Origin of the sequence: Castellaniella sp. GW247-6E4 (assembly GCF_040276065.1) — a bacterium.
GTDB lineage: Bacteria > Pseudomonadota > Gammaproteobacteria > Burkholderiales > Burkholderiaceae_B > Castellaniella.
The window spans coordinates 420,197-446,770 of the sequence record NZ_JBELOI010000001.1; the positions used below are offsets into that span (position 1 = coordinate 420,197).

At 65.8% G+C, this 26,574-nt stretch carries 30 protein-coding genes; 24 read left to right on the forward strand and 6 right to left on the reverse strand.

The annotated features are described in order from the left end of the window. The 7 genes from ABS761_RS01945 (at position 1) to cysM (ending at position 5,537) form a co-directional block, all read left to right on the forward strand. Positions 1-351 carry an integration host factor subunit beta gene (locus ABS761_RS01945; RefSeq protein WP_350406612.1) on the forward strand — a complete coding sequence of 117 codons (351 nt, stop codon included), beginning with the start codon at positions 1-3 and terminating at the stop codon, positions 349-351. A gap of 129 nt (positions 352-480) precedes the next feature. After that, on the forward strand, positions 481-804 hold the full coding sequence (locus ABS761_RS01950; RefSeq protein WP_350406296.1) for a LapA family protein: 324 nt from the start codon (positions 481-483) through the stop codon (positions 802-804). Positions 805-820: 16 nt separating this feature from the next. Further along, the gene (gene lapB, locus ABS761_RS01955; protein WP_350406298.1) at positions 821-2,032 is read left to right on the forward strand and encodes a lipopolysaccharide assembly protein LapB; all 1,212 of its coding nucleotides are present in this window, start codon (positions 821-823) and stop codon (positions 2,030-2,032) included. Beyond that, positions 2,029-2,961, forward strand: coding sequence for a D-glycero-beta-D-manno-heptose-7-phosphate kinase (gene rfaE1, locus ABS761_RS01960; RefSeq protein ID WP_350406299.1), 933 nt, complete (start codon positions 2,029-2,031; stop codon positions 2,959-2,961). Before lapB ends, rfaE1 begins: the two co-directional genes overlap by 4 nt. Continuing rightward, on the forward strand, positions 2,958-3,956 hold the full coding sequence (gene rfaD / locus ABS761_RS01965) for an ADP-glyceromanno-heptose 6-epimerase (RefSeq protein ID WP_350406300.1): 999 nt from the start codon (positions 2,958-2,960) through the stop codon (positions 3,954-3,956). Before rfaE1 ends, rfaD begins: the two co-directional genes overlap by 4 nt. 167 nt (positions 3,957-4,123) lie before the next feature. Next, the gene (locus tag ABS761_RS01970) at positions 4,124-4,579 is read left to right on the forward strand and encodes a ComEA family DNA-binding protein (RefSeq protein ID WP_350406301.1); all 456 of its coding nucleotides are present in this window, start codon (positions 4,124-4,126) and stop codon (positions 4,577-4,579) included. A 52-nt stretch (positions 4,580-4,631) separates the two neighbouring features. Beyond that, positions 4,632-5,537 (forward strand): cysteine synthase CysM, encoded by a 906-nt coding sequence (gene cysM / locus ABS761_RS01975; RefSeq protein WP_350406302.1) that lies wholly within the window; start codon positions 4,632-4,634, stop codon positions 5,535-5,537. A 168-nt stretch (positions 5,538-5,705) separates the two neighbouring features. On the opposite strand, the gene ABS761_RS01980 is transcribed toward cysM, so the two are convergent. Next, entirely contained in the window at positions 5,706-5,897 is a 192-nt protein-coding gene (locus ABS761_RS01980) for a hypothetical protein (RefSeq protein ID WP_350406304.1), read from the reverse strand. Positions 5,898-5,913: 16 nt separating this feature from the next. Beyond that, positions 5,914-6,819 carry an NAD-dependent epimerase/dehydratase family protein gene (locus ABS761_RS01985; RefSeq protein ID WP_350406305.1) on the reverse strand — a complete coding sequence of 302 codons (906 nt, stop codon included), beginning with the start codon at positions 6,817-6,819 and terminating at the stop codon, positions 5,914-5,916. Positions 6,820-6,937: 118 nt separating this feature from the next. Between ABS761_RS01985 and ABS761_RS01990 the strand changes: the two genes are divergently transcribed. Beyond that, on the forward strand, positions 6,938-7,864 hold the full coding sequence (locus tag ABS761_RS01990) for a LysR family transcriptional regulator (protein ID WP_350406306.1): 927 nt from the start codon (positions 6,938-6,940) through the stop codon (positions 7,862-7,864). On the opposite strand, the gene mltB is transcribed toward ABS761_RS01990, so the two are convergent. After that, a complete protein-coding gene (mltB, locus tag ABS761_RS01995; RefSeq protein WP_350406308.1) occupies positions 7,858-9,021 on the reverse strand; it encodes a lytic murein transglycosylase B in 1,164 nt (387 codons plus the stop codon). The genes ABS761_RS01990 and mltB overlap by 7 nt on opposite strands. Positions 9,022-9,031: 10 nt before the next feature. Between mltB and ABS761_RS02000 the strand changes: the two genes are divergently transcribed. The 8 genes from ABS761_RS02000 to ABS761_RS02035 all read left to right on the forward strand — a co-directional run bounded on the left by ABS761_RS02000 (position 9,032) and on the right by ABS761_RS02035 (position 16,113). Further along, entirely contained in the window at positions 9,032-9,955 is a 924-nt protein-coding gene (locus ABS761_RS02000; RefSeq protein ID WP_350406309.1) for a histone deacetylase family protein, read from the forward strand. A gap of 85 nt (positions 9,956-10,040) precedes the next feature. After that, a complete protein-coding gene (locus ABS761_RS02005; protein ID WP_350406310.1) occupies positions 10,041-10,790 on the forward strand; it encodes an electron transfer flavoprotein subunit beta/FixA family protein in 750 nt (249 codons plus the stop codon). Beyond that, positions 10,791-11,720: an electron transfer flavoprotein subunit alpha/FixB family protein gene (locus ABS761_RS02010; RefSeq protein WP_350406312.1), complete on the forward strand. Its 930-nt coding sequence runs from the start codon at positions 10,791-10,793 to the stop codon at positions 11,718-11,720. Positions 11,721-11,802: 82 nt separating this feature from the next. Next, complete coding sequence (locus ABS761_RS02015) at positions 11,803-13,614, forward strand: acyl-CoA dehydrogenase (protein WP_350406313.1); 1,812 nt, start codon at positions 11,803-11,805, stop codon at positions 13,612-13,614. 122 nt (positions 13,615-13,736) lie between these two features. Further along, positions 13,737-14,378 carry a peroxiredoxin gene (locus tag ABS761_RS02020; protein ID WP_350406314.1) on the forward strand — a complete coding sequence of 214 codons (642 nt, stop codon included), beginning with the start codon at positions 13,737-13,739 and terminating at the stop codon, positions 14,376-14,378. Positions 14,379-14,527: 149 nt separating this feature from the next. Next, positions 14,528-14,812, forward strand: a complete 285-nt coding sequence (locus ABS761_RS02025) for a hypothetical protein (RefSeq protein ID WP_350406315.1) — start codon at positions 14,528-14,530, stop codon at positions 14,810-14,812. A gap of 142 nt (positions 14,813-14,954) precedes the next feature. Further along, a complete protein-coding gene (gene rplS / locus ABS761_RS02030; protein WP_350406316.1) occupies positions 14,955-15,332 on the forward strand; it encodes a 50S ribosomal protein L19 in 378 nt (125 codons plus the stop codon). A 58-nt stretch (positions 15,333-15,390) separates the two neighbouring features. Beyond that, a complete protein-coding gene (locus tag ABS761_RS02035) occupies positions 15,391-16,113 on the forward strand; it encodes a CoA pyrophosphatase (protein WP_350406317.1) in 723 nt (240 codons plus the stop codon). A 21-nt stretch (positions 16,114-16,134) separates the two neighbouring features. Here ABS761_RS02035 and rsgA read toward each other — a convergent pair whose 3' ends face one another. Beyond that, positions 16,135-17,037 (reverse strand): ribosome small subunit-dependent GTPase A, encoded by a 903-nt coding sequence (rsgA, locus tag ABS761_RS02040; protein ID WP_350406318.1) that lies wholly within the window; start codon positions 17,035-17,037, stop codon positions 16,135-16,137. Then, a complete protein-coding gene (locus ABS761_RS02045; protein WP_350406319.1) occupies positions 17,037-18,284 on the reverse strand; it encodes a M48 family metallopeptidase in 1,248 nt (415 codons plus the stop codon). Before ABS761_RS02045 ends, rsgA begins: the two co-directional genes overlap by 1 nt. 51 nt (positions 18,285-18,335) lie before the next feature. Between ABS761_RS02045 and orn the strand changes: the two genes are divergently transcribed. Genes orn through pgsA form a run of 5 tightly spaced genes read left to right on the forward strand, consistent with a single transcriptional unit; the run spans position 18,336 to position 22,771 of the window. Further along, on the forward strand, positions 18,336-18,881 hold the full coding sequence (gene orn / locus ABS761_RS02050) for an oligoribonuclease (protein ID WP_350406321.1): 546 nt from the start codon (positions 18,336-18,338) through the stop codon (positions 18,879-18,881). 8 nt (positions 18,882-18,889) lie between these two features. Continuing rightward, entirely contained in the window at positions 18,890-19,321 is a 432-nt protein-coding gene (gene acpS, locus ABS761_RS02055) for a holo-ACP synthase (RefSeq protein ID WP_350406322.1), read from the forward strand. Then, positions 19,318-20,361 (forward strand): beta-N-acetylhexosaminidase, encoded by a 1,044-nt coding sequence (gene nagZ, locus ABS761_RS02060; protein WP_350406324.1) that lies wholly within the window; start codon positions 19,318-19,320, stop codon positions 20,359-20,361. The genes acpS and nagZ overlap by 4 nt, the downstream gene beginning before the upstream one ends. Then, on the forward strand, positions 20,324-22,147 hold the full coding sequence (gene uvrC, locus ABS761_RS02065) for an excinuclease ABC subunit UvrC (protein WP_350406325.1): 1,824 nt from the start codon (positions 20,324-20,326) through the stop codon (positions 22,145-22,147). Before nagZ ends, uvrC begins: the two co-directional genes overlap by 38 nt. 54 nt (positions 22,148-22,201) lie before the next feature. Next, positions 22,202-22,771: a CDP-diacylglycerol--glycerol-3-phosphate 3-phosphatidyltransferase gene (gene pgsA, locus ABS761_RS02070; RefSeq protein ID WP_350406326.1), complete on the forward strand. Its 570-nt coding sequence runs from the start codon at positions 22,202-22,204 to the stop codon at positions 22,769-22,771. Between the two features lie 45 nt (positions 22,772-22,816). Here pgsA and queF read toward each other — a convergent pair whose 3' ends face one another. Next, entirely contained in the window at positions 22,817-23,644 is an 828-nt protein-coding gene (gene queF / locus ABS761_RS02075) for an NADPH-dependent 7-cyano-7-deazaguanine reductase QueF (protein ID WP_350406327.1), read from the reverse strand. Between the two features lie 290 nt (positions 23,645-23,934). Here queF and aceA point away from each other — a divergent pair, with 290 nt between their 5' ends. The 3 genes from aceA (at position 23,935) to ccoS (ending at position 26,552) form a co-directional block, all read left to right on the forward strand. Continuing rightward, the gene (gene aceA / locus ABS761_RS02080) at positions 23,935-25,257 is read left to right on the forward strand and encodes an isocitrate lyase (protein WP_350406329.1); all 1,323 of its coding nucleotides are present in this window, start codon (positions 23,935-23,937) and stop codon (positions 25,255-25,257) included. 186 nt (positions 25,258-25,443) lie between these two features. Beyond that, on the forward strand, positions 25,444-26,391 hold the full coding sequence (locus ABS761_RS02085; protein WP_350406331.1) for a P-type ATPase actuator domain-containing protein: 948 nt from the start codon (positions 25,444-25,446) through the stop codon (positions 26,389-26,391). An 8-nt stretch (positions 26,392-26,399) separates the two neighbouring features. Then, on the forward strand, positions 26,400-26,552 hold the full coding sequence (gene ccoS, locus ABS761_RS02090; protein WP_350406332.1) for a cbb3-type cytochrome oxidase assembly protein CcoS: 153 nt from the start codon (positions 26,400-26,402) through the stop codon (positions 26,550-26,552). Positions 26,553-26,574: the final 22 nt, after the last annotated feature.

Genomic DNA, 26,574 nt, shown 5'->3' on the forward strand with positions numbered 1-26,574 from the left:
TTGACCAAGTCCGAGCTCATCACCATACTCGCGGGCCGCTATCCCCAACTAGCGGCCCGGGATATGGATTTTGCGGTGAAAACCCTGCTTGACGCGATGGCCGATACCTTGTCCAGGGGCCAACGCATCGAGATCCGGGGTTTCGGCAGCTTTTCGCTGTCGCAGCGCTCGCAGCGCATCGGCCGCAATCCCAAGTCCGGCGAGAAAGTGTTGGTCCCCGCCAAGCTGGTGCCCCACTTCAAGCCCGGCAAGGAACTGCGCGAGCGCGTGGACCTTGGGCCGGATGGTGGCGATAGCGAGGAACTCGCCACCGTGGCCGATCTCTACCAGGCGCGTGTGATCGGCGGCTGACCTTCACCTTTGGGCGGTGGTCACGGGCAGGCCCTCATTCGAGGGCCTGTTCTTTTGGGGCGAGAGGCGGGCTGCGGCCCCCCGGTTTCCCCTTACAATGACGGAATTCCCACGCATGGAGCTTTGGATATGCGCTATCTGGTCTGGATACTGCGGCTGGCGATCTTCGTCATTGTGCTGCTTTTCGCCCTCAAGAACACGGCGCCGGTCGATGTGGGATTTTTTGCCGATCAAACTTTCCACCAGGTACCCCTGATCGTGGTGATGCTGATTGCCTTCGTCCTCGGCGTAGCCTTCGGCCTGCTGATCGCCGCCACGGCGGTCCTGCGCAAGCGGCGCGAGGCCGCCCGCCTGCGCCGCGAACTGGCGCGCGCCCAGGAGGCGCTCGAGCATCCGCAAACGCCGGCGGGGCCGATCATTCCCGAGACGGTTGCGCCCTTGGCGCCACTCTGACGCCGGGGCGCGCACAGTGTCTTTCGAGCCTTGGTGGTTGATTTTCGTGCCGGTGGTCTTCGCCCTCGGGTGGATGGCCGCGCGATTCGATTTTCGACAGATGATTTCCGAGACCCGGAACCTGCCGGATTCCTATTTCAAGGGCCTGAATTTCCTGCTCAACGAGCAGCCGGACCGGGCCATCGATGCGTTCGTCGAGGTGGCCAAGCTCGATCCCGAGACCACCGAACTGCACTTCGCCCTGGGCAGCCTGTTCCGGCGTCGCGGCGAGATGGAACGCGCCATCCGTGTGCATCAGAGCCTGCTGACGCGCCAGGACCTGCCCATGCCCGATCGCGAGAACGCCCAGTTCGAACTGGCGCAGGATTTCCTGAAGGCCGGCATGCTGGATCGCGCCGAGCAGGGGTTCCAGGCCGTGATGCATACGCGTCATGCCCTCGAGGCGGTGCGTTCGCTCATCCGCATCTATGAATCCGAGCATGACTGGCCGCGCGCCATCGATGCCGTGCGGCACTTGCACAAGCTGGTCGACGAGCCTGTTCCGCAGCTCGCCCATTATCAGTGCGAACTCGCCAGCGGGATGCTCGCGGCCAGGCCGCCAGACCTGGAAGGCGCCGCCCGGGCGCTCGAGGCAGCCGACAATGCCATGCGCAAGACCGGCACCAGCCCCGCGGCCGAGACCCGCGTGCGGATGCTGAGGGCGCAGTGGGCGGCGGCGAGCGGCGATGTCGAGGGCCAGCGCGCGCACCTGCAGGATGTCCTGGCCGAGGCGTCGGACTATGCGGGCCTGGTGGCCGAGCCCCTGTTGGCGTGCTACGAGGCCCTGGGGCGGCCCGACGAGGGCCTGGCCCTGTTGCAGGCCCATTACTTGCGCAACCCGACGCTCGATCTGTTCAATGTCGTCTTTCGGGCGTTGAGGGCGCGGCAGGGATCCCGGCCGGCCTGGACTTTTGCGCGTGAGGCCCTGCGTGCGCATCCTTCGCTCCTCGGGCTGGATCGTCTGCTCGAGGTCGAGATCGCACACACTCATGAGGGCGGCGGTGCCGACCAGATATTCCCCGGCGTCGACCTGGGCCTGCTGCGTTCGATGATTCACAAGCATACCCAGCGCCTGGACCGATACGCCTGCAGCCATTGCGGCTTCGAGGCTCAGCGCTTCTACTGGCAATGCCCTGGCTGCAATACGTGGGAATCCTATGCACCGCGCCGCCTGGAGGAATTGAAATGATGCCGTTTCCGGCACGAGAGGCCCGTGCCGCCAAGATTCTGGTGGTCGGCGACGTCATGCTGGATCGCTACTGGTTCGGCGAGGTCGACCGGATTTCCCCCGAGGCGCCCGTCCCCGTGGTGCGCGTGGCGCGGCGCGAGGATCGCCTGGGCGGAGCGGCCAACGTGGCGCGCAACATCGCCGCACTGGGCGCCAGGGTGGCACTGGTTGGCGTGGTCGGCGCCGACGAGGCAGGCGCGCGCGTCGGCGCGCTGGCCGCTGAGGACGGCATCGAGGCCCACCTGGTCGAGGATCCGGACGGCATGGATACCACGCTCAAGATGCGCGTCCTGGGCCGGCAGCAGCAACTGCTGCGCGTGGATTTCGAACATGCCCCGGGCGCGCGTGCGCTCGATGGCGTGGATGACCGGATGGCGGATGCGATCGCCGGGTGCCAGTTGCTGGTGCTCTCCGATTATGCCAAGGGCACGCTGGCGCGGGTCGAGGGCCTGATCCAGACGGCGCGCGCCGCCGGTGTTCCCGTGCTGGTCGACCCCAAGGGGCACCGCTATCGGCGCTATTACGGCGCCAGCATCGTGACGCCCAACCGCAACGAAATGCAGGATGCGGTCGGCCGTTGGGATTCCGAGGATGACTTGACCCGGCGCGCCCAGGCCCTACGTGCCGAACTGGGGCTCGAGGCCCTGCTGATCACGCGTTCCGAGCAGGGCATGACACTGTTCACCGGCGAGGGCCGCCGGCATGCCGATGCCCAGGCGCACGAGGTATTCGATGTGTCGGGGGCGGGCGATACGGTGCTCGCCACTCTGGCGGTCGCCCGCGCCGCGGGCCTGGACTGGTATGAATCGATGCTATGGGCGAACCGGGCGGGCGGCATCGTGGTCGGCAAGCTGGGCACGTCCATCGTCAGCGTGGAGGAACTCTCATGATCATCGTGACCGGCGGCGCCGGCTTTATCGGCAGCAATCTCGTGCGCGGCCTCAACCGGCGTGGCATCGACGACATCCTGGTGGTCGACGACCTGAGCGACGGCGACAAGTTCCTGAACATGGTCGACCTGCGCATCGCAGACTACCTGCACAAGGACGAATTCCGGCGGCTGGTGTGTTCCGGCGAACTGCCCCGGCCCGAGGCGGTGCTGCATCAGGGCGCCTGCTCGGACACCACCGAGCGCGACGGCCGCTACATGCTGGACAACAATTACCGGGTCACACTCGAACTGTTCGAGTATTGCCAGGCGCGCGAGGTGCCTCTGTTGTACGCCTCGTCGGCTGCCGTGTATGGCGCGGGCCCGCGCTATGTCGAGGATCCGGCCTTCGAGGCGCCGCTGAACGTCTACGGCTATTCCAAGCTGTTGTTCGACCAGGTGTTGCGCCGGCACATGGACCGGCTCACCGCGCCGGTGGTGGGCCTGCGTTATTTCAATGTCTATGGCCCCAGCGAGCAGCACAAGGGGCGCATGGCATCCGTGGCCTTCCATAACATGAATCAGTACGCCGCCGAAGGGCACGTGCGGTTGTTCGGCGGCTGGGACGGCTATCCCGATGGCGGGCAGCAGCGTGACTTCATCTATGTCGAGGACGTGGTCAAGGTCAATCTGTTTTTCCTCGACCACCCCGAGATTTCTGGGATTTTCAACTGCGGCACGGGCCGCGCCCAACCGTTCAACGATGTGGCGCAAACCGTCGTCAACTCCCTGAGGATCCACCAGGGGCGCCTGGCGCTGCCCCTGGAGGAGCTCGTGGCCCAGCAGTCCCTGCGCTACATCGCGTTTCCCGACGACCTCAAGGGCCGCTATCAGAGCCATACCGAGGCTGACCTGACCCGGCTGCGGGCGGCGGGGTACGAGGGCGCCTTCCGCGATGTGCAAGCCGGCGTGTCGGCCTATGCCCAGCGGCTGATCGAACAGGGGCGCTTGCCCTAGTTCGCGCATTGGGCCGCGGCGGTGGGGGCCGGATGGCGCCGTCGCCGCGCCTGCGACAACCCCATGGCTCGCGGCTTGTCCGCATGGGCGCGAACCTCCCCCAGGCCTGCCCTTGACGAGTGCGGCGAGCGATCATGGACGGACTCATACCACACGAGGAGCCCACCATGAATCCCTTTCTTCATCCCACCGTCGCCCAGCCCTTGCGCACCGGCTCACGCCGTTCCTCCAGGCTGATCCCGCCGCGCACCTTCGCGAGACGCCGCGCGCCTCGCGGCCGGCGTCTCGCACGCGCCCTGGGCGCCGCGGGCCTGGCTGCGGTCACCTGGTCGGGCGGCACGTTCGCCCTGGACCTGAACACGGCGACGCTTGCGCAACTGCAGGGCATCCGCGGTATCGGCCCCAAGACCGCGCAGACCATTCACCACGAGCGCGAACGCGGCGGGCGCTACACCTCGTTCGAGGACCTGTCCGACCGGGTGCGGGGCATCGGCCCACGGCGGGCCGATGCGCTGCGCGCGGCTGGCCTGAGCATTGATACGGGACCAGCGGCGCTCGCCGCGCCGCCGGATGCGGCCGGGCGCGCCAAGGCCTCCGGGCCGGTACCGCCCCGGCGCCCCTGAGGGCTGTGGGGCCGTGAGGCGGAATGTTGATGCCGGGTGTATGATTTCGAGCATGAAAACGTACCCCACCATCGAAGACATCATCGGCTCCACTCCCATGGTGCGCCTGCAGCGCATCCCGGGCGAGGCGGGGCAGGCGCGTGGCAACGTGGTCCTCGCCAAGCTCGAGGGCAACAACCCGGCGGGCTCGGTCAAGGACCGTGCCGCCGCGTTCATGATCCGCGGCGCCGAGCAGCGCGGCGAGATCGCTCCGGGCGACACTCTGATCGAGGCGACCAGCGGCAACACCGGCATCGCCCTGGCGATGGCCGCGGCCGTGCGCGGCTATCGCATGATCCTCATCATGCCGGACAATTCATCCCAAGAGCGCTGCGCGGCGATGACGGCCTATGGGGCCGAACTCATCCTGACGCCGTCCCAGGGGGGCGGCATGGAGTACGCTCGCGACCTTGCCTTGCAGATGCAGGCCGAGGGCAAGGGCAAGGTCCTGGATCAGTTCGCCAATCCAGACAACCCCAGGGCCCATGCCGAGACCACCGGTCCCGAGATCTGGGAACAGACCGAGGGGCGTATCACCCACTTTGTCAGCGCCATGGGCACGACCGGCACCATCATGGGAGTCGGCTCCTACCTGCATGGGCGCAATCCAGAGCTGCGCGTGATCGGCGCCCAGCCGGCCGAGGGCGCGCACATCCCGGGCATCCGCAAATGGCCCGAGGCCTACCAGCCTTCGATCTATGACGCCTCGCGCGTCGATGCCTTCGAGCTCATCTCGCAGGAGCAGGCCGAGGCGATGGCGCGCCGCCTGGCCGCCGAGGAGGGCATCTTCGGCGGCATCTCGTCGGCGGGCGCGGCGGTGGCCGCGATGCGGGTGGCCGCCACGGTGCGCGACGCCACCATCGTGTTCATCGTCTGCGACCGCGGCGACCGCTATCTGTCGACCGGCGTGTTCGGCTGAGTCGGGGCTCAGGCGGCCTGCGATGCCGATACCGCCGCGCGCATAGCCCGCGTCCGCCGCTGCCTGTATCAGGCGCGGCGGCGTCAGCCCGAGGGCGGACAGGTGTGCCAGTGAATAGCGATGTTTCACTTTTGAGACCTCAGTAGTCCTGGAGCCAGTCCATTGCGGTCAAGGGGGCGGCAGGTGTGGGCGTGGATGGTCCGGGGGCAGCGGTATCAGTCGCATGCGGCACAGGCGCAAGTGGGCGATCCGCCAGCACCCGTCCTCCCGCCGGTAGGCTTCCTCGTAGTGGCAGTAGCGGGTCTTCAGCCGCTTGATCTCCTGGATGGAGCACAGGCGGTCGAGGTCCGGGTTTGTCATGGCGTGTCCTCGTGGCTCAATATGCCTGACTCGAATAGGATCCCTGCTCGATCTCGTCGAACAGGGAGGCGCGCCGGGGGCTCCAGCCCAATTCCGCTCTGGCACGCAGGGCCCTGACCCGGCTGTTGGACCCGAAGCTGTAAAGGGTGGGACCCTCGCCGTATTCGGCAATGGCCTCCTCTTGGGTCATGGAGGCGGTCTTTTCGCCGAATCCCAGCATGCGACTGATGGATCGGCAGATGTCCGCCATCGACGCCTCGCCGTTCTCGGCGTAGTAGAAGGCGCCCGCGGGGGCGTCGGTCAGCGCCTTGACGTACAGGTCGGCCAAGTCCTCGACGTGCACGTTGGACCAGGTGTTGGCACCCCGGCCGACGTATCGGGCGACGCCGTGTTTGCGGGCGACCGCAATCATCCGTGGAATCTGGATGCTGTCCGGATTCAGGCCGGTGCCTCTGCCGTAGATCATCGGCGGCGCGATCACGCTTGCCCGTACGCCGTTGCTGGCCGAGTCGAGCACCAGCGTGTTGAGCGCGACGCGGGCCACGCGCGCCGCCAGGGGTTGGACGGGCGTGTCGTCCTCGTAAATCTTGTCGCTAAGTTCGCCCCCCGCGCAATCGGCAACGATTCCGGACCCGCTGGTCTGGATGAATGCCTTGCCGCGCAGGACCGGCAGCATGGCTTCCACCGCGCCCCGGTGGTCGGCATCCGCGGCATTGATGACGGCATCAGCGGAGTCGGCCAGCTCCGCCAGCAGCTCAGCGTGATCCAGGGTCCCCAATACCGCTTGGATGCCGTGGGCGCGAACCCGTTGTGCGCGTTCTTGCGAGCGGACCAAGCCGGTCACGGAGTGCCCCGCCGCGAGCAGCGCATTGGCGATCGTGCCGCCGATGTAGCCAGAGGCGCCAGTCAGGAAAACTTTCAAATCTATCTCCAGGTTGTCAGCCATTGCGGCTTTTCGGGAATGTGAAATGAATGCTACTCTTTAACAAGATGATGATAAATTAGGCACATGGAATAATATTTGTGAATTTTTGGAATAGATGAACGCGGATCTTCGGACCTTCGTCCTGGTGGTCGAACGTGGGAGTTTTTCCCTGGCCGCCGCCGAGCTGGGCTTGACGCCCTCCGCGGTGTCCAAGCTGGTGTCGCGCCTCGAGGATCGCCTGGAAGTCCGCTTGCTGCATCGGACGACCAGAAGACTTTCGCTGACGCCCGAAGGGGACATCTTCCACCTGCGTGCGCGGGATATCCTGGCCGCGATCGAGGATGCGGAAGCGGAGGTATCCCAAGCCGGGCGCATGCCCAGGGGCCGGCTGCGCATCAACTGTGTGACAGGGTTCGCCTTCCATGAGCTTGCGAATGCGCTCCCTGTTTTTTCCGCCCGCTATCCCGACATGCACATCGAGCTTGCCGTGACCGATCGTGTTGTGGATCTGCTTGCCGAGAACGCGGACATTGGGATTCGCTCGGGGGCCATCCTGGATCCATCGCTTGTCGCCCGGAAAATAGCGGACTTTGAACGGCGGTTGTACGCCGCGCCCGCCTATCTCGCAAAGCGGGGCATGCCCGGAACCCCGGGTGACCTAGCGGCGCACGACTGCATTGTTCATGCCAGCAAACCCCCCTATCGCTGGCCGTTTTTGGTGAATGGCGGCCTCGTGGACGTGGATGTCGCCGCCCGGCTGGCGGTCGACAACGCGGAAACCGCCCTGCGCATCGCGGTGGCCGGCGGTGGCATTACACGCGTGGCGGACCTGCTCGTCGGGGAGTCGGTCAGGAGCGGGTGCCTTGTCCCTGTCCTGGACGATTTCCATGTAGTCGATCCGATTCCCTTGTTTGCGGTCTATCCCCAGGGCAGGCACCGCATGCCGAAAGTGCGGGTGTTTCTCGATTTCATGCTGGAGCGTTTCTCGCATGGACCTTGGCGCAGCGGTGTCGCCGTCGGTGGGGATCCGGGGCGTCAATGATCCAGGCGGTTTGGGTCGCCGTAGCCGACCCGATCGGCGATTTCGTGCGCCAGATCCGCCACTGAGGCGGCATAAAAGTAGCTGCGGTTGTAATGGGTCAGCGCAAAGAAATTCGGCGTTGCGCTGCGGTATTCGTTCACGCCACGCACCTCGTCGCGCAGGTCGATCACCCCCAGCGCCGCCGCTTGCCAGGCGGTGCCGCCGCCTGGCAGCGCCCGGGCGCCCGCGGCGCGCAGGCTGGGCCAGTCGGTGGTCGGCGACAGGCCGTCTTGCACCAGGGCGTCGGCCCGGGCAGGCAGGGCCACCGGCGCGAATACCGGCACGTCGCGAACCCAGCCATGCTCTTGCAGGAACAGGCCCACCGAGGCGATGGCGTCGGCCTTGCTGCCCATCAGGTCGATGCGGCCATCGGCGTCGCCATCGGCGGCGTAGCGCATGAGACTGCCCGGCATGAATTGAGGCAGGCCCATGGCGCCGGCGAAAGAGCCCTCGGCGCTGCGGGCGTCGAGCAATCCCTGCGCGTCGAGCACGATCAGATCCTCGAGCTGCTGGCGGAACATCCGGGCGCGCTCGGGGCGGCCGGGATCCGGGTAGCGGAAGCCCAGGGTGGCCAGCGTATCGAGCACCCGGTGGTCGCCGGTGTAGCGGCCGTAGACGGTCTCGATGCCGATGATGGCGACGATGATGGAGGGCGGCACGCCATACCGCCGGCTCGCCCGGTCCAGGTCGGCGCGGTTTGCGTTCCAGAAGGCCACGCCTTCGCGGATCCGGATCGGGTCCACGTGCCGCTGTCGGTAGCTGAGCCAGGCGCGGCGGATGCGCTTGCCCGACGGGGTCATCAGGCGGGCCGCGGTGGCGTCGAACCGGGCTTCGAGCAGCAGCGCCTCGACCTCCGGCAGGGCGATGCCGTGGGCGGCGGATACTTCGCGGGCAAAGGCGGCCACGTCCGGCTGAAGCGCGCCGTTGGCTGCGACGAAATCCCCACGGGCCGGCACCGGCGCACGCTTCGGCGGGCTGTTCGGTATGGCGGCTGCCGTGTCTGAATGGGGGGCGCTGGGGGCGACGGGGGCGCTGGGGTCCGCGGTGCCGCTCGTGGCGCAGCCAGCCAGGGCAAGTGACGCGGCGGCAACTTGTAAAATGCGGACTGGTCTGGACATAATCGCCTTTATGGAAACTCTCTATATTACCCATCCCGCGTGCCGGCTGCACGAGATGGGCCCCCGGCATCCCGAGTGCCCGGAACGCTTGGATGCGATTTCCGATCAGTTGTTGATCCACGGCTTGATGGACTTCCTGTCGCCACGCACGGCCCGGTTGGCCGGCGACGAGGATATGCTGCGCGTGCACCGGGCCGAGTATCTGGCGGCGCTGTGGCGGGCGGCGCCCGCCGAGGGCTATGCCATGATCGACCCGGACACCGCCATGAATCCACATACGTTCGAGGCAGCGCAGGCGGCCGCGGGCGCGGGGCTGACGGCGATCGACGCTGTGATGGGCGGCGAGGCCCGCACGGCCTTTTGCGCCGTGCGTCCACCCGGCCATCATGCGCGCCCCGCCCAGGCGATGGGGTTCTGCTTCGTCAACAACATCGCCGTGGCCGCCGCCTATGCCCTCGAGCGCCACGCTCTGGACCGCGTGGCGATCATCGATTTTGACGTGCATCACGGCAATGGGACCGAGGAGATCTTTCTGCGCGACGAGCGCGTCCTGATGTGCAGCTTTTACCAGCGTCCCCTGTTCCCCGACATGTGGGCGAGCGACCCTGGGTCCAATATGATCAATGTTCCGGTGCCTCCGTATGCCGAGGCATCGGTCTGTCGTGATATCGTGACGGATTGCTGGTTGCCCGCGCTGCGGGCGTTTCGTCCTGAACTCATCCTGGTCTCGGCGGGCTTTGACGGTCATCGCGAGGACGAGATGGGGCAGCTCAAGCTGACCGAGGCGGATTACGCCTGGATCACCCGGGAGCTGCTTGAGGTTGCGCATGGCTGTGCCCAGGGGCGGATCGTGAGTTTCCTGGAAGGGGGGTACAACCTCTCGGCCCTGGGTCGCAGCGTCGCGGCGCATATCCGGGCGCTGGGCGGACTATGAATATATTTGGCATATTGCCCGACAAGGCTCGGCGCCTGGCTGTGCAAGGCCGGGTGCGGGTTATTTTTTTTATGGAGAGTGCTCGATGAAGGTCCTGGTACCTGTCAAGCGCGTCGTTGACTACAACGTCAAGGTTCGCGTGAAATCCGATCAAAGCGGCGTGGATATCGCCAATGTCAAGATGTCCATGAACCCATTCGACGAAATCGCCGTCGAAGAGGCGACCCGCCTCAAGGAAAGCGGGGTGGCCCAGGAGGTCGTGGCCGTGTCTTGCGGCGTGGCCCAGTGCCAGGAAACGCTGCGCACCGCGATGGCGATCGGTGCCGATCGGGGCCTGCTGGTGCAGACCGACGCCGAGCTGCAACCGCTGGCCGTGGCCAAGCTGCTGGCGGCGCTGGCCGCCAAGGAACAGCCCGGGCTCGTCATCCTGGGCAAGCAGGCCATTGACGACGATGCCAACCAGACCGGCCAGATGCTGGCCGCCTTGCTGGACTGGCCGCAGGCCACCAACGCCAGCAAGGTCGAGGTCGAGGGCGACCGTGTCAAGGTCACCCGTGAGGTCGATGGCGGTCTCGAGACCCTGAGCCTGGCGCTACCGGCCATCATCACCACGGACCTGCGGCTGAACGAGCCGCGCTACGTGACCCTGCCCAACATCATGAAGGCCAAAAAGAAAACCCTGGATACCTTCTCGCCCGAGGATTTGGGCGTCGACGTGGCGCCGCGCCTCAAGACCCTCAAGGTTTCCGAGCCGCCCGCGCGCGCGGCCGGGATCGTGGTGCCCGATGTCGCCACGCTGGTGGACAAACTCAAGAACGAAGCAAAGGTGGTGTAAATGAGCATTCTCGTCATAGCGGAACATGACAACGCCCAACTCAATGCCGCGACCCTGAACGTCGTGGCTGCGGCCGCCCGTCTGGGCGGCGATATCCATGTGCTGGTAGCCGGTGCCGGTGCCCGTGCCGTGGCCGAGCAGGCTGCGCAGGTCCAGTCGGTTGCCAAGGTGCTGCTGGCCGATGGGCCGGCGCTGGCCGATGGCCTGGCCGAGAACGTATCGGCGCAGGTCCTGGCCGTGGCCGGCGGCTATAGCCACATCCTGTTCGCCGCGACCGCCTCGGGCAAGAACATCGCCCCGCGCGTAGCAGCGAAACTGGACGTGGCGCAGGTCTCGGACATCGTCGCGGTCGAGTCCGCCGATACTTTCGTGCACCCGATCTACGCCGGCAATGCCATGGCGACGGTGCAGACCACCGACGCCGTCAAGGTCCTCACCGTGCGGACCACGGGCTTCGATCCGGTGGCGGCTCAGGGTGGCGGCGGTGCCATCGACACCGTCGAGGCGGTCGGCGATTCAGGCAAATCCTCCTTCGTCGGCCGTGCCCTGGCCAAGAGCGATCGTCCCGACCTGGCCTCGGCCTCGGTGGTGGTGTCGGGCGGCCGCGGGATGGGCAGCGCCGAGAATTTCAAGCTCCTTGAGCCGCTCGCCGACAAGCTTGGCGCCGCCCTGGGGGCGTCGCGCGCGGCGGTGGATGCGGGCTATGCGCCCAACGACTGGCAGGTGGGACAGACCGGCAAGATCGTCGCGCCTCAGTTGTATGTCGCGGTGGGCATCTCTGGCGCCATTCAGCATCTGGCGGGTATGAAAGACTCCAAGGTCATTGTCGCCATCAACAAGGATGCCGAGGCGCCGATCTTCGGCGTGGCCGACTACGGGCTGGTCGCCGATCTGTTCGAGGCGGTGCCGGAACTGGTCAAGGCACTCTAGGCCGAGACAATCCGGACGCGCCCTGGTGCGTCCGCCATGGCGGGCCCAGGCGGGGCCCGCCGCTCATGCGATAGGAGCGATCATGACTTATCAGGCCCCCATTCAGGATATCCGCTTCGTGCTGCGCGAGCTCGCCGACCTTCAGGGCGTGCTGGCGCTGCCCGGTTTCGAAGAGGTGTCCGAGGATTTGGTGGATGCGATCCTCGAGGAAAACGCGCGCTTTGTCGAACAGGAGGTTGCGCCGCTGAACGTCGAGGGCGATCGTCATCCGGCCATCTGGCAGGATGGCGAGGTTCGCACCTCGCCCGGCTTCAAGGCCGCGTTCGAGGCTTTCGCCCAGGGAGGATGGCAAGGCCTGCAGCATGAATCCGAGATGGGCGGCCAGGGCTTGCCCCGGCTCGTCGGCGCGCCCGCCACCGAGAATCTCAACGCCGCCAGCCTGGCGTTCTCGCTGTGCCCCTTGCTGACCGACGGCGTGATCGAGGCGCTGTCGCTGGTGGGGACGCCCGAGCAGCAGGCCCTCTACATCCCGCCCCTGCTCGCAGGGCGATGGACGGGCACCATGAACCTGACCGAGCCGCAGGCTGGCTCGGATCTGGCTTTGCTGCAGTCCCGCGCCGTGCGCCAGGACGACGGCAGCTATCGCATCACCGGCCAAAAGATCTTCATCACCTATGGAGATCATGACATGGCCGAAAACATCATCCACCTGGTCCTCGCGCGCACGCCGCAGGCACCCAAGGGGGTCAAGGGCATTTCGCTGTTCATCGTCCCTAAATTCCTGGCGGACGGCAACACCCTTGGCGCCCGCAACGACGTCTATTGCGCCTCGCTCGAACACAAGCTCGGCATCCATGGCAGTCCCACCGCGGTCCTGTTGTACGGCTCGGGCAAGGGCGAGGTGGGCGGGGGCGGCGCGGTGGGTTACCTGATCGGCGAGGAAAATCACGGCCTGGGGTACATGTTCATCATGATGAACGCCGCGCGCTACGCGGTGGGCTTGCAGGGCGTCGCGGTGTCCGAACGCGCCTTGCAGCAGGCCGTGGCCTATGCCAACGAGCGCGTCCAGGGGCAGGCGCTGGAAGGTTCGGATGGCGCGGTGCCGATTGCGCGCCACCCGGACGTGCAGCGCATGCTGGGCATCATGCGCGGCCTCACCGAGGGCGCGCGCGCCGTGGCCTACGTCGCCGCCTCGCATCGCGACAAGGCCGCGCGTGCGGCCGACCCGCAGGCGCGGGCCCGGCACAAGGCCATCTACGAATATTTCGTGCCTATCGTCAAGGGGTTCTCGACCGAATCATCGGTCGAGGTGGCTTCGCTCGGCGTGCAGGTGCACGGCGGCATGGGTTTCATCGAGGAAACCGGTGCCGCCCTGTATTACCGCGACGCGCGCATCCTGCCGATCTACGAGGGTACGACGGCGATCCAGGCCAATGACTTCATCGGCCGCAAGATCCTGCGCGATGGCGGTGCGATCGCCAAGGAGCAGATCGCCGGGATGCTCGAGACCGCGGCCGGTTTGCGTGCGGACGACGGGGCCGACGCCGAGGGCCTGGCCCTGATCGCCGATCGCCTCGAGGCTGCGGCGAGGGCCTACGAGGCTTCGGTCGACGACATTCTCGCGCAGGCGGGCACGCACGTCCGCGGTGCCTTCATGGGCAGCGTCCCATGCCTGATGCAGGCCGGCACTGTACATGCCGGCTGGCAGCTCGCGCGTTCCGCACTGGCGGCGGCGCGCGCGATCCGAGCAGGTTCCACCGATGCGTTCCATCCGGCCAAGATCGCCACGGCGGTGGCCTATGCGGCGCACGTGTTGCCGCGCGCCGCCGCCATGGCCGATGCGATCTCGGTCGGCGCGCTGGCCGATCGCTATATGAATCGGCAGTGGATATAAATATAAGTAAAAATTATTTGGACCTCGTTCTATATCTTGTCAGAATATGAAGTGTCAACTTTCGCCGCCGCCGGTCAACCGCCGGCGGCGGGCACTTCAGGTCCGCAAAACAGGAGTATTCGATGGCCACACTGCGCCTGGGCGACATCGCCCCCGATTTCGAGCAGGATTCCTCGCTCGGCAAGATTAAATTCCATGAGTTTCTGGGCAACGGGTGGGGTGTGCTGTTTTCCCATCCGGCCGACTTCACCCCGGTGTGCACCACCGAGCTGGGCTATACCGCGATCGTCTCGGGCGAATTCGCCAAGCGCGGTGCCAAGGTGATCGCGGTCTCGGTCGATGGCCGGCAGTCCCACATCGATTGGATCAAGGACATCAACGACACGCAGAACACCAAGGTCGAATATCCGATCCTGGCCGACGAGGATCGCAAGGTCGCGACCCTCTATGACATGATCCATCCCAACGCCAGCACCACCGCCACGGTGCGCTCGGTGTTCGTGATCGATCCCGCCAAGAAAATCCGCCTGATCCTGACGTACCCCGCCAGCACGGGCCGCAATTTCGACGAGATCCTGCGTGCCCTGGATTCGATGCAGCTCACCGACAATTACAGCGTCGCCACGCCGGTGAACTGGAAGCAGGGCGAGGACGTCATCATCGCGCCCTCGATCAAGGATCCCGCCGTCCTGAAGGAAAAATTCCCCAAGGGCTATAAAGAGGTCCGTCCCTATCTGCGGATCACCCCTCAGCCGAATCGCTGATCCCGCGCGCTTGCCGCCGGGCGGCCCAGCGCAGAAAATGCTTGCACCGGATGCTGTTTTTTTGTACAGTATATAAAACTGTATGAAAAAACAGTATTCACGGGCCAGCTCATTTCGGTCGGCCCGAGTCCACGAGGCGAGGTGACGGCATGACGGCAACAGTCTATTCCCAATGGCGGATTTCCCCGGCGCCCGCAGGGCGGCGGGCCGCCACCCAGGTCCGGCGTGCGCCGGCTGTGGTGAGGCGACGCATTCCTGATCGCGCCATGAGGCTGGATGAGGGATTGCCGGTGGTGGGCGCGGGCTTCGCGCGCGCCCGGCGGGCCGCCCGCCTGCACCGCCTGGCCCTAGCGGCCGCCGACGTCTGCATGGTGCTTGCGTGGGCGGCAATGATCCCCGGCCTGATGTGGCTGGGGGCGGTGGCCGGGTTCTGAGGGATCATCCGGGCCGATGCCCGCCATGTGTTCCATCAGCTGTGCGGTTCCTGTATAATTCCCTGTTTTACCAAATTCATCCTCTGGCGCGGCACGCCAATTCCGACCAATAGCCGCGTGAATGATGTATCGGAGCCTTACCGTGAATCTCATCGAAACCCTCGAACAAGAGGAAATCGCGCGTCTGACCGCCGGGCGCGAGCTGCCGGGCTTTGGTCCGGGCGATACCGTGGTGGTCAACGTGAACGTCGTTGAAGGCACGCGCAAGCGCGTCCAGGCCTATGAGGGCGTGGTCATCGCGCGTCGCAATCGAGGCTTGAACTCGGCCTTCACCGTGCGCAAGATCTCCTCGGGCGAGGCCGTCGAGCGGACCTTCCAGCTCTATTCCCCGCAGATCGCCTCCATCGAGGTCAAGCGTCGGGGCGACGTGCGTCGTGCTAAACTGTACTACCTGCGCAGTCGTACGGGTAAGGCCGCTCGCATCAAGGAAAAGCTGGTTCGCAAGGCTGTCGCCAACTAGTCGCGCCGCCAGTCCAACAGGGCACCCGTACGGGTGCCCTTGTTGTTTCTAGGATTTCATGTCTGACCGGATATCGTCCTCGGATACCGCGCGCATCGCCGGCTTCGACCCCGCGACCCAACCTGTGCTCGGGTGCGAGGCACTGCCCGGCCTGCCTGCGGAATGTTTGCGGCTGGACTACATTCGCGACGCGTTTCAGCGGCCCGTGCACTGGCAGGTCGAGCCCTTGTTCACCGAATCCTTCTCGCCCGCCGTGGTCGGCCCATCCGGTGCGCGACAGGCCGCGGTTCTGATGCCGCTGGTGCAGCGCGACCAAGGCTTGCACGTGGTCTTTACCCGGCGGGCCGAGCATCTGCACGATCATGCGGGCCAGATCAGCTTTCCGGGCGGGCGCATCGAGGCCAGCGACCGCGATCCGATCGCGGCCGCCCTGCGCGAGACGCGCGAAGAGATCGGCATTGACCGGCAGTTTGTGCGTGTCATCGGCGTCCAACCCAGTTTTCTCACGTCGACCCACTTTGTGATGACGCCGATCATCGGCGAGCTGTTGCCGGGCTTCACGATCCAGTCCGACGGGCAGGAGGTGGCCGAGGTGTTCGAGGTGCCTCTGGGGATTCTGATGGATCCGGCGCAGCATCGCCTGCATGAACTGCGGCTGCCCGATGGCGCGGCACGCTGCTATTTTTCCATCACCTGGCAGTCTTATTTCATCTGGGGCGCGACAGCCGTCTTGATCCGCAATTTCTATCACTACCTGGCGGCTGCGCGTCTCGGGCAGTAGCGCCGGCCGCGCAGCATGTGCTCAATAGCGCTGGGCCGCCTCGTTTTCCTCGAGGATGCGTTGGTAGAGCGCGTGGCGGGCCGGTGAAATCCCGCCGTGGGCCACACCTTCGAGCACGCCGCAGCCCGGCTCATGCCGGTGGGTGCAGTTGTAGAAGCGGCAGTGTGCGATGGCCGGGGCGAATTCCGGGAAGCCCTGCTCGATGTCGTGGGCGCTGAGATGTTGCAGGCCGAAGGCCTGGAAGCCCGGCGAATCGATGAGCTCGCCCCCGTTGGGCAGGGTATACAGGCGCGTATTCGTGGTGGTGTGCCGCCCGGTGCCCAGGGCGTCCGAATGCGCCTGGGTGGCGGCTCCGGCGTCCGGCGCCAGCGCATTCAGGAGGGTGGATTTGCCCATGCCGCTCTGGCCCAGCAGCAGGCTGCGGCGATTCCGCAGCATGGGATCGAGCAGGTGGTGGACCTCGCCGGAGTCCAGGGCGGACAGGGTCACGACACGCACCCCCAGGTCGACCAGCGGCTGCAGGCGCGCCTGGGCGCGCGCCAGGGCCGCCGTCAGGTCGGCTTTGTTCAGGAGGATGACGGGTTCGATGCCTGCGCTCCAGGCGGCCACCAGGGCGCGGCCCGTGAGGTCGTCCGAGAATTCCGGCTCGGGGGCGAGCACGATCAGCAGTTGGTCCAGGTTGGCGGCGAACTGCTTGCTGCGCGTGGCGTCGGACCGGTAGAGCAGATTGCGTCTGGGCGCGATTCCGATGATGACGCCTTCTTGGTCGCCTTCGAGCCGGATGGTGACCCGATCACCCACGGCGGGACCGGATTTCTTGCCGCGGGTATAGCACTGGCGCTGGCCGCCGCCGTCCAGCGCAACCGCGTAGTGCCGGCCGTGCGAGGCGACGACGAGCCCGACGGCCTGGTCCTCAGTGCTCATCAGTGCCCATGCCGCAGGTGCTGGATGCGCACGGCGGCCGGCGGGTGGCTGTCGTACCAGGCCGAGTGCAGCGGATCGGGTGTCAGGGTCGCCGCATTGTCGTCATAGAGTTTGACCAGCGCGCTGACCAGCGGCTCGGCGCCGCATTGCGCAACGGCGTAGCGATCGGCCTGGAATTCATCATGGCGGGACAGCAGGCTGGCGAGCGGCGCCGCCCAGAACGTGAAAACCGGCATTGCGAGAAAAAACAGCAGCAGGGCCAAGCCGTCATTGGGGCGGCCGAGCTGGGGGATCACGCCCAGGCCGGTGTAAAACCAGAGCTGCGTGGACAGCCAGGCGAGCAGCAGCAGGAGCAGCAGCGCGGTGCCGAAGCTCACGGCCATGCGCTTGAGGATATGCTTGTGCGCGAAATGCCCCAGCTCGTGGGCGAGCACGGCCTCGACCTCGTCGGAATTCAGGCGCGCCAGCAGAGTGTCAAAGAAGACGATGCGCCGGTGGCGGCCAAAGCCGGTGAAGTACGCATTGCCATGCGCCGAGCGCCGCGAGCCGTCCATCACGTACAGGCTGGACAGATGAAAGCGACAGCGCTTGGCCAGCGCGTGGATGCGCGCGCTCAGCTCAGGGTCGTCCAGCGGCGCGAAGCGGTTGAACAAGGGCGCGATGAGGCTGGGATACAGCCACAGCACCAGCAGGTTGAAGGCCACCCACAGGCCCCAGGCCCACCAGGCCCAGGCGGCGCCCGTATGCGCCATCACCCATAGGATGCCGGCCAGCAGCGGCGTGCCCAGGATCAGCGTGATGAGGAGGATCTTGAGGGTGTCGAGTGCGAACAGCCGCGGGGTCATGCGGTTGAAGCCGAAGCGCGCCTCGAGCCTGAAGATGCGCCAGATTGCGAAGGGCAGGCCCACCAGGCCCAGGATGGCGAAGACCGAGCCGACCAGGATCAACTGGCGCGGAATCTCGGGCTCGATGAGACGCCCGATGTGAAGGTCGAGGAACTGCAGCCCGCCCAGCAGCGTCAGGCCGAGCAACACAGCGGCCTCGACCACCCGCTCGACCAGGAGTAGCTGTACGCGCGCGGTGGTATAGTCGGCGGCCCTGTGGTGGCTGTACAGGCCGATGCGCTCGGCGAAGACCTCGGGTACGACGTCGCGATGGCGCAGCACGTGCCGGACCTGGCGCCGTGCGAGCCAGAATCGGATGAGAAGGTCGCCCAGCAAGCAGGCGATGAACAGCGAGGTAAACATATCCGTCCGGCCATATGCGAAAATCAGGTTTTCTATCAAGGATTATATGGTATGGCGGTTAACGATCAGCGCCTGATCTGGCTGGACATGGAAATGACCGGCCTGGATCCGGAAAAGGAACGCATCATCGAGATCGCGATGGTCGTCACCGAGCCCGACCTGACGCCCGTGGCGCAGGCGCCGGTTCTGGTGATCCACCAGAGCGACGCACTGCTCGAGGCCATGGACAAGTGGAATCAAGCCACCCACGGCAAGAGCGGCCTGATCGACCGGGTCAGGGCCTCGACGATCACCGAGGAGAGGGCCGAGGGCATTTTGCTGGATTTCCTGGCGCCCCTGGTGCCCGAGGGCAAGTCGCCGATGTGCGGCAACACCATCGGCCAGGACCGGCGTTTCATGGTCAAGTACATGCCGCGCCTGGAGGCTTATTTCCACTATCGCAATCTGGATGTCAGCACGCTCAAGGAGCTCTCCCTGCGCTGGAAGCCCGAGGTCTATCGCAGCTTTGTCAAGCAGAGCAAGCACGAGGCTCTGGCCGACATTCAGGAATCGATTGCCGAGCTCGCTCATTACCGCGAGCATTTCATCAAACTTTGAGGGGAGCCATGTCCGCGCCTGGAATCGCCGGGATCGGCACCGACCTGCTGCGCATCGAGCGCATCGAGCGCGTCTATGCGCGGCACGGCGAGCGGTTCGTGGCACGCATCCTTGGGCCCGATGAGCAGGCCGTGTTTCGCCGACGCGCGGCACGCGATCCCCGGCGGGGCATGCGCTACCTGGCGACGCGCTTCGCCGCCAAGGAAGCCTTCTCCAAGGCGATCGGACTGGGGATGCACATGCCCATGGCCTGGTCGCGCATGCAGGTGATCAATCTGCCGGGGGGGCGGCCCGGCGTGCGGCTGTCGAAGCCGTTGGCGGACTGGTACCACGCGCGTTTCGGGCCGGCTCACGTGTCCCTGACGGATGAGCACGACATGGTGGCGGCCTTCGTGATCATCGAGGCCCTGTCCGCCGATGTCGAGGTGAGGAAATCATGATGTCGATCATGGCGCCGGGTCCCGTGATGGTGGATGTGGCGGGGCTCGAGCTGAGCCCGCACGAGCGCGAACGGCTGCGCCATCCGCAGGTCGGGGGCGTGATCCTGTTTGCGCGCAATTTTTCAGACCGCGCCCAGCTCACGGCCTTGTGCGCCGCCATCCATGAGGCGCGCGCCGAGCGGCTGCTGATCGCCGTGGATCACGAGGGAGGGCGTGTCCAGCGTTTTCGCACGGATGGCTTCACGCCCCTGCCTCCCATGCGGCTGTTCGGACGCTGGTACGACGCCGAGCCCCAGGAGGCCCTGCGCGGCGCGACCGAGACTGCCTTCGTGCTGGCCAGCGAGCTGCGGGCCTGCGGGGTGGATTTCAGCTTCACGCCGGTGCTCGATCTGGACTACGGCGTCAGTCAGGTGATCGGCGATCGTGCGTTTCACGACCGCCCCGAGGTGGTGGCCCTGCTGGCGCGCGCCCTGATCCAGGGCCTGCATGAGGCGGGAATGGCGGCCTGCGGCAAGCACTTCCCCGGCCACGGGGCCGTCGCGGCGGACTCGCACCTCGAGATTCCGGTCGACCAGCGGCCCCTCGAGACCATTCTCGCGCGGGATGCGGCACCCTATGCCTGGCTGGGCGACCTGGTCTTGCCGGCGGTGATGCCGGCGCACGTGATCTATCCCGAGGTGGCGCCCGAGCCTGCGGGGTTTTCGGCGCGCTGGATCACCGAGATCCTGCGTGGTCGCCTGGCATACGACGGGACGGTGTTCTCCGACGACCTCACCATGGAGGGCGCCTCTGTCGCGGGCGACATTCATGCGCGCGCGCGCGCAGCCCTGGATGCGGGCTGCGACATGGTGCTGGTGTGCAACCGGCCGGATCTCGCCGACGAGCTCCTCCGCGGCCTTGATCGCCCCCTGGACCCCCGTTCGGTGAACCGCATCCGCCGCCTCATGCCCGCGCGCCCGGCGCCCGGCTGGGCGGCGCTGCTGGCGGATCCGAGGTATCTCCGTGCCCGAAGCCTTCGATCTCAAAACCTTTTTGGCTGAGTTGCCGCGCCTCCCGGGCGTCTATCGGCATATCGATGCGAACGACGAGGTACTGTACGTCGGCAAGGCGCGCGACCTCAAGCGCCGCGTCAGCTCGTATTTCCAGAAGTCGGGCCATGGCCCGCGTATCAGTCATATGCTGGCGCGGGTGGTGCGCACCGAGGTCACCGTGACCCGCAGCGAGGCCGAGGCGCTGATCCTGGAAAATAACCTGATCAAGCGACTGAAGCCTCGCTACAACATTCTGTTCCGGGACGACAAGTCCTACCCCTATCTCCACATCACCGCGCACGCGGCGCCGCGCATCGTCTATTACCGCGGCAGCACCCAGGGCAAAGGGCATTTCTTCGGACCCTATCCGAATTCATGGGCGGTGCGCGAGACGATCCAAATCCTGCAGAAAGTGTTCCGCCTGCGCACCTGCGAGGACAGTGTCTATGCCCACCGCACCCGTCCCTGCCTGCTCTATCAGATTGGCCGCTGCTCCGCGCCCTGCGTGAGCCTGATATCGCCCGAGGCCTACCAGGCGGATGTGGACCGCGCGATCCGTTTCCTCGAGGGGCGCGCCGGCGAGGTGCTCGGCGATATCGAGGCCCGGATGCTGAGCGCTGCCGAGGCCGAGGATTTCGAGCAGGCCGCCGTGCTGCGGGACCAGATGCGCGCCTTGGCCAAGGTGCTGCAGCAACAGACCATGGAGCAGGTCGGGGATGACAGTGTGGACGTGATCGCGTTGGCCAGCGCGGGTGGGCGCGTGTGCGTCAACCTGGCGATGGTGCGCGCCGGACGTCACCTGGGCGACAAAGCCCTGTTTCCCAGCCAGGCCCAGGACGAGGCGCCGGAGGACGTCCTGTCGGCCTTTGTGGCCCAGCACTACGCCGACAATCCTCTGCCGCCGGTGCTGGTCTGCTCTCATACGCTCTCGGATCCGGGCCTGATCGATCTGATCGCCCAGCAGCACGGCCACAAGGCGCGTGTCCTCACGCGGCCCCAGGGTGCGCGTCGTTTGTGGCTCGAGCAGGCCGTGCGCAATGCCCAGATGGCGCTGGCGCGCATGCTCGGCGAGTCCAGCGCGCGCGCCGCGCGCACCCGGGCGCTGGCGATCGAGCTGGACCTGGACACCGATGAAGAGGCGCTCGAGGCCATGCATATCGAGTGCTTCGACATCAGCCATACCGCGGGTGAGGCGACCCAGGCTTCTTGCGTGGTCTATCAGCACCACGCGATGCAGCCCTCGCTGTACCGGCGCTTCAACATCGCCGGCATCGAACCGGGCGACGATTATGCCGCCATGCGCCAGGCGCTCTCGCGCCGTTTCGCCCGCGTGGCCGACGGCGATGCGCAGATGCCTGACGTCGTGCTGATCGATGGCGGCAAGGGGCAGGTCGAGGTCGCGCGCCAGGTCTTCGTCGAGCTGGGCCTGGATGTGAGCACCATTGTCGGCGTGGCCAAGGGGGAAGGGCGCAAGGTGGGGCTCGAGACCCTGGTCTTCGTCGACGGCCGCCCGCCCGTGGCCCTGGGTGTCGAGTCCGCGGCGCTGATGCTCGCGGCCCAGGTGCGCGACGAGGCTCATCGCTTTGCCATCACCGGGATGCGCGCCCGCCGCGCCAAGGCCCGCAACGTGTCGCGTCTTGAGGAAATCGAGGGTGTGGGCAAGCAGCGACGCCAGAAACTGCTGGCGCGCTTTGGCGGGTTTTCGGGGGTCGTCGACGCCAGCATCGACGACCTGCGCTCGGTCGAAGGGATCTCGGACGAGCTTGCCGAACGCATCTACCACGCCCTGCGCTGAGCCGCGGCGCCGGCCCTGCGCGGGCCCGTCTTGTGGGGTAGTATTGCACCTATCATGCCGTTCAATATCCCCATCGCACTGACTTGGCTGCGCATCGCCATGATCCCACTGGTCGTGGGCTTGTTCTACATCCCTGTGGGCTGGGTCGATCCGAGCCTGCGCGATGCGGTCGCCGCCGTGGCGTTTCTCGTGGCGGCGGTCACTGATTGGCTGGACGGGTGGCTGGCGCGGCGCTGGAACCAGACCTCGGCCTTTGGTGCCTTCCTCGACCCGGTTGCCGACAAGCTCATGGTCAGCGCCGCCTTGCTGGTGTTGCTGGACCTCAATCGCGTGGATTCCTTCATCGCCCTGGTGATCATCGGGCGCGAGATCACGATTTCGGCCCTGCGCGAATGGATGGCCCAGATCGGTGCGAGCCGCAGCGTCGCCGTGCATCGGTTGGGCAAGTTCAAGACCGCCGCGCAGATGGTTGCCATCCCCTGCCTGCTGTACTGGCAGCCCCTGTATGGAGTGTCCACGCGGATCGTCGGCTCGGTGCTGATCGTCGTTGCCGCCATCCTGACGGTCTGGTCGATGTGCTATTACCTGCGCCGTGCCTGGCCCCAGATTCGGGAGCGTGGCTGAGCCGGCGGCCCGCCACGCGGGCTCGCCTGGCGGCGGCTCCGAGGCTTATTGCCGCAAGGTCCGGGCCTGTCCGATGGACTCGGGCCCGTGGTTCGCGCGCCAGGGGTTGATGTCCAGGCCGCCCCGGCGGGTATAGCGCGCGTAGACCAGCAGCTCTTGTGGCTGACAGCGCTGCATGATTTCCCCGTAGATCTTTTCCACGCACAGTTCGTGGAATTCATTGTGCCGCCGCAGCGACACGATGTAGGCCAGCAGGCCCTCGTGGTCGATGCGTGGGCCGGCGTAGCGAATCTGCAGGCTCGCCCAGTCCGGCTGGCCGGTGACGGGGCAGTTCGATTTCAGCAGCTCGGATACCAGGGCCTCGCGCACGACGCCTGCGGGATCGGCCAAGCGCAGCCGCTCGGGCGCCGGCTCGTAAGTGTCGATCGCGATGTCCTGGTCGTCGATGCACTGGCCCGCCAGCGCCTGACAACTGAGCTCGAAGGCGGGTCGCACCGGCAGGATCTCGACGTGCACGGACTTGCCGCTGGCACGCGTCAAGTCCGCCTGGAGGCGTTGGCGCACGATGTCGGGGTGCTCGATGCGTTCTTCGTTGTAGCTGTTCAGGTAGAGCTTGAGGGATTTCGACTCGATCAGGCTCGGGCTGTCGGCGGGAAAGGTGAAGCGGCCCATGGCGACGATGGGCTTGCCACGCCCGTTCAGCCAGGACAGCTCATAGGCGTTCCAGATATCCGCACCGTGGGTGGGGGTCGGCAGATCCATGCCGGCGCGAGTATCCGCGCGGGCGATGGGGTAGAGCAGGGCGGGATCGTAGCCCGTGGGCTCGGGCACGCTGCGGCCCAGAGGACTGTCGGTATAGAGAGTGCGGGACATGGCGGCCTGGGGCGTCGATTTTGGGATGGCTTGATTGTAGCCCCGGTCACTCGCGATTCCGGATCGTGGGCCGATCACTTCGCCATATGAAAATCACCATGCTGCATTGCGGACGCGATCCTTTCGTAAAGAGAAAAAACTTTTCATAACATGAAATTTAATTAATAATTAATTGATTTTAAAAGAAAATATTTTTTGTCTTATATAAGATATAAGTGCTGTGTGCGCTGCGTCATCCGCATAGACTGTGACTCAATGATTTCTTCTTTCTTTCATCGAGGAGCATGACCATGAAGACACGTGAGAGTGAAGTGCGCGACTTGCAGCGCCAATGGGCCGAGGATGCGCGCTGGCAGGGGATCAAGCGAGGTTACGGTGCCGACGAGGTGGTGCGTCTGCGGGGCTCCGTGGTTGTCGAGCACACCCTGGCGCGCCGCGGTGCCGAGCGCCTCTGGCACCTGCTTCACAAAGAGGATTTCGTCAACGCACTGGGCGCGCTCACGGGCAACCAAGCCATGCAGCAGGTCAAGGCCGGGCTCAAGGCCATCTATCTGTCGGGCTGGCAGGTGGCGGGCGATGCGAACATCGCCGGGGAAATGTATCCGGACCAATCCCTCTATCCCGCCAATTCGGTGCCCAGCGTGGTGCGCCGGATCAACAACGCCCTGACCCGTTGCGACCAGATCCAGTGGATGGAGGGGCGCAATCCCGGCGACGAGGGCTATATCGACTACTTCGCGCCCATCGTGGCCGATGCCGAGGCCGGCTTCGGCGGCGTGCTCAATGCCTTCGAACTGATGAAATCCATGATCGAGGCGGGCGCGGCGGGCGTGCACTTCGAAGACCAACTCGCCTCGGTCAAGAAATGCGGCCACATGGGCGGCAAGGTCCTGGTGCCTACCCGCGAGGCCGTCGCCAAGCTCGTGTCCGCCCGTTTGGCCGCCGATGTGCTGGGCGTGCCGACCCTGCTGGTGGCGCGCACCGATGCCGAGGCCGCCGACCTGCTGACCAGCAACATCGATGACAACGACGCACCGTTCGTGACGGGCGAGCGCACGATCGAGGGTTTCTACCGCACGCGCGCGGGCCTGGACCAGGCCATCTCGCGCGGCCTGGCCTATGCGCCCTATGCGGACCTCATCTGGTGCGAAACGTCGACACCGAACCTGGACTATGCGCGCCGCTTCGCCGAGGCGGTCCACCGCCAGTTCCCCGGCAAGATGCTGGCCTACAATTGCTCGCCCTCGTTCAACTGGAAGAAAAACCTGGACGATGCGACGGTCGCCAAGTTCCAGCGCGAGCTGGGTGCGATGGGCTACAAGTTCCAGTTCATCACCCTGGCCGGCTTCCATGCCCTGAACTACAGCATGTTCGAGCTTGCCCACGGCTACGCCCAAAGCCAGATGAGCGCCTTCGTCGAGTTGCAACAAAAAGAGTTCGCCGCCGCGGACAAGGGGTTCACGGCGGTCAAGCACCAGCGCGAGGTGGGGGTCGGTTATTTCGACGCCGTGACCCAGGCTATCGAGGGCGGGCAGTCCTCGACCACCGCGTTGGCCGGATCGACCGAAGAGGCCCAGTTCGACCACGAGCACGCCGAGGCGCGGGTGGCCTGAGGCGCAGCGGATCCCTGAGGACGGAAAAGTCGGGGGACTTTTCCATGCCGTGTTTCGGGAGGGCTTGGCCCTCCCGTTTTTTGCGGCAAGGTGGGGTGTGGTGTTTCCACATCGTTAGCAGGGATAATAAGTTCACTTTGATTTAAATCAAAGCTAAAGGGGTTTTCCGTCGATATAGTGCCCACTATGCCCAGAGTTTCACTGTTTTCCCCACCCCCCGGCATGAGCGGGGGGATGCGTCGCGCGCGCCGCCATATGCTGGCGCGCACTGGCTTGGCGTGGCTAGGCATGATGCAGATCATGATGCTGGCGTTTCCGGGCTACCTGCGCGGTGGTGTACGCTCGGCCGAATCCCAGGCCTCCCTCGAGCAGGCCATCGTCCTCATGAACTGGATCAGCCTAGCCTTGTGCGTGCCGGTGGTGCTGTATTGCGCCTGGCCGGTGTGGCGCGGGGCCTGGCACGACTTGGCTCGGCTGCGCGTGGGCATGGACGTGCCGGTGGCCTTGGGCATTCTCGCCGCCTTCATCCCCAGCGTCCTCGCCACCTGGGCCGATGCGGGTGAGGTTTATTTCGATTCGGTCTCGATGTTCGTCGCCTTTCTACTGACGGCGCGCTATCTAGAGACTTGCGCGCGGCAGGCGGTGTCCGGGCAGCCCGGAGGCTTCGATGGGGTGCCGCTGCTGCGCTCGGCCGATCGCCTGGCCTTTTGGTTCGTTCTGGTCCAGATCCTGCTGGCCTGTCTCGTCGGCCTGTATTGGCTGCGGACCACGCCCGAGCACGCGATGACCGTGACCGTCGCATTGCTGGTCATGAGTTGTCCCTGCGCGATGTCCATGTCGGTGCCTACGGCGCTGTCCGCACGCCGTGCGGTCCAGTTGCGCGAGGGAGGGGTGCTGGATCCTGCGGACGCGCAGGCGCTCGACCGCGCGACGGCCCGGATCGCACGCCAGAACCTCTACGGCTCGCTTGTCTGGCATTTGTTGATGACGCCGCTGGCCGCCCTGGGCTGGGTACAGCCCTGGCTGGCGGCGCTCACCATGCTGGCGTCCTCCTTGGCGGTGGCGGCCAATGCCTGGCGCCTGACGCGCATGGCCACGTGTGAGCCGATGCCGCTGGCGCAGAGCCTCGCCTGAAGGCCGCCATGGATGCCCTGTTTCTCCTCCTGCCGGTTTCGCTGCTGTTCGTCGTGGGAATCGGCGTGGCATTCTGGTGGGCGATCTTCTCTGGGCAGTTCGATGATACGCAGGACGCGGCCCAGGCGATCCTCCGGGATGACGATCGGCCCCAGTCTTAGGCTACTTGATGTAAATCAATGT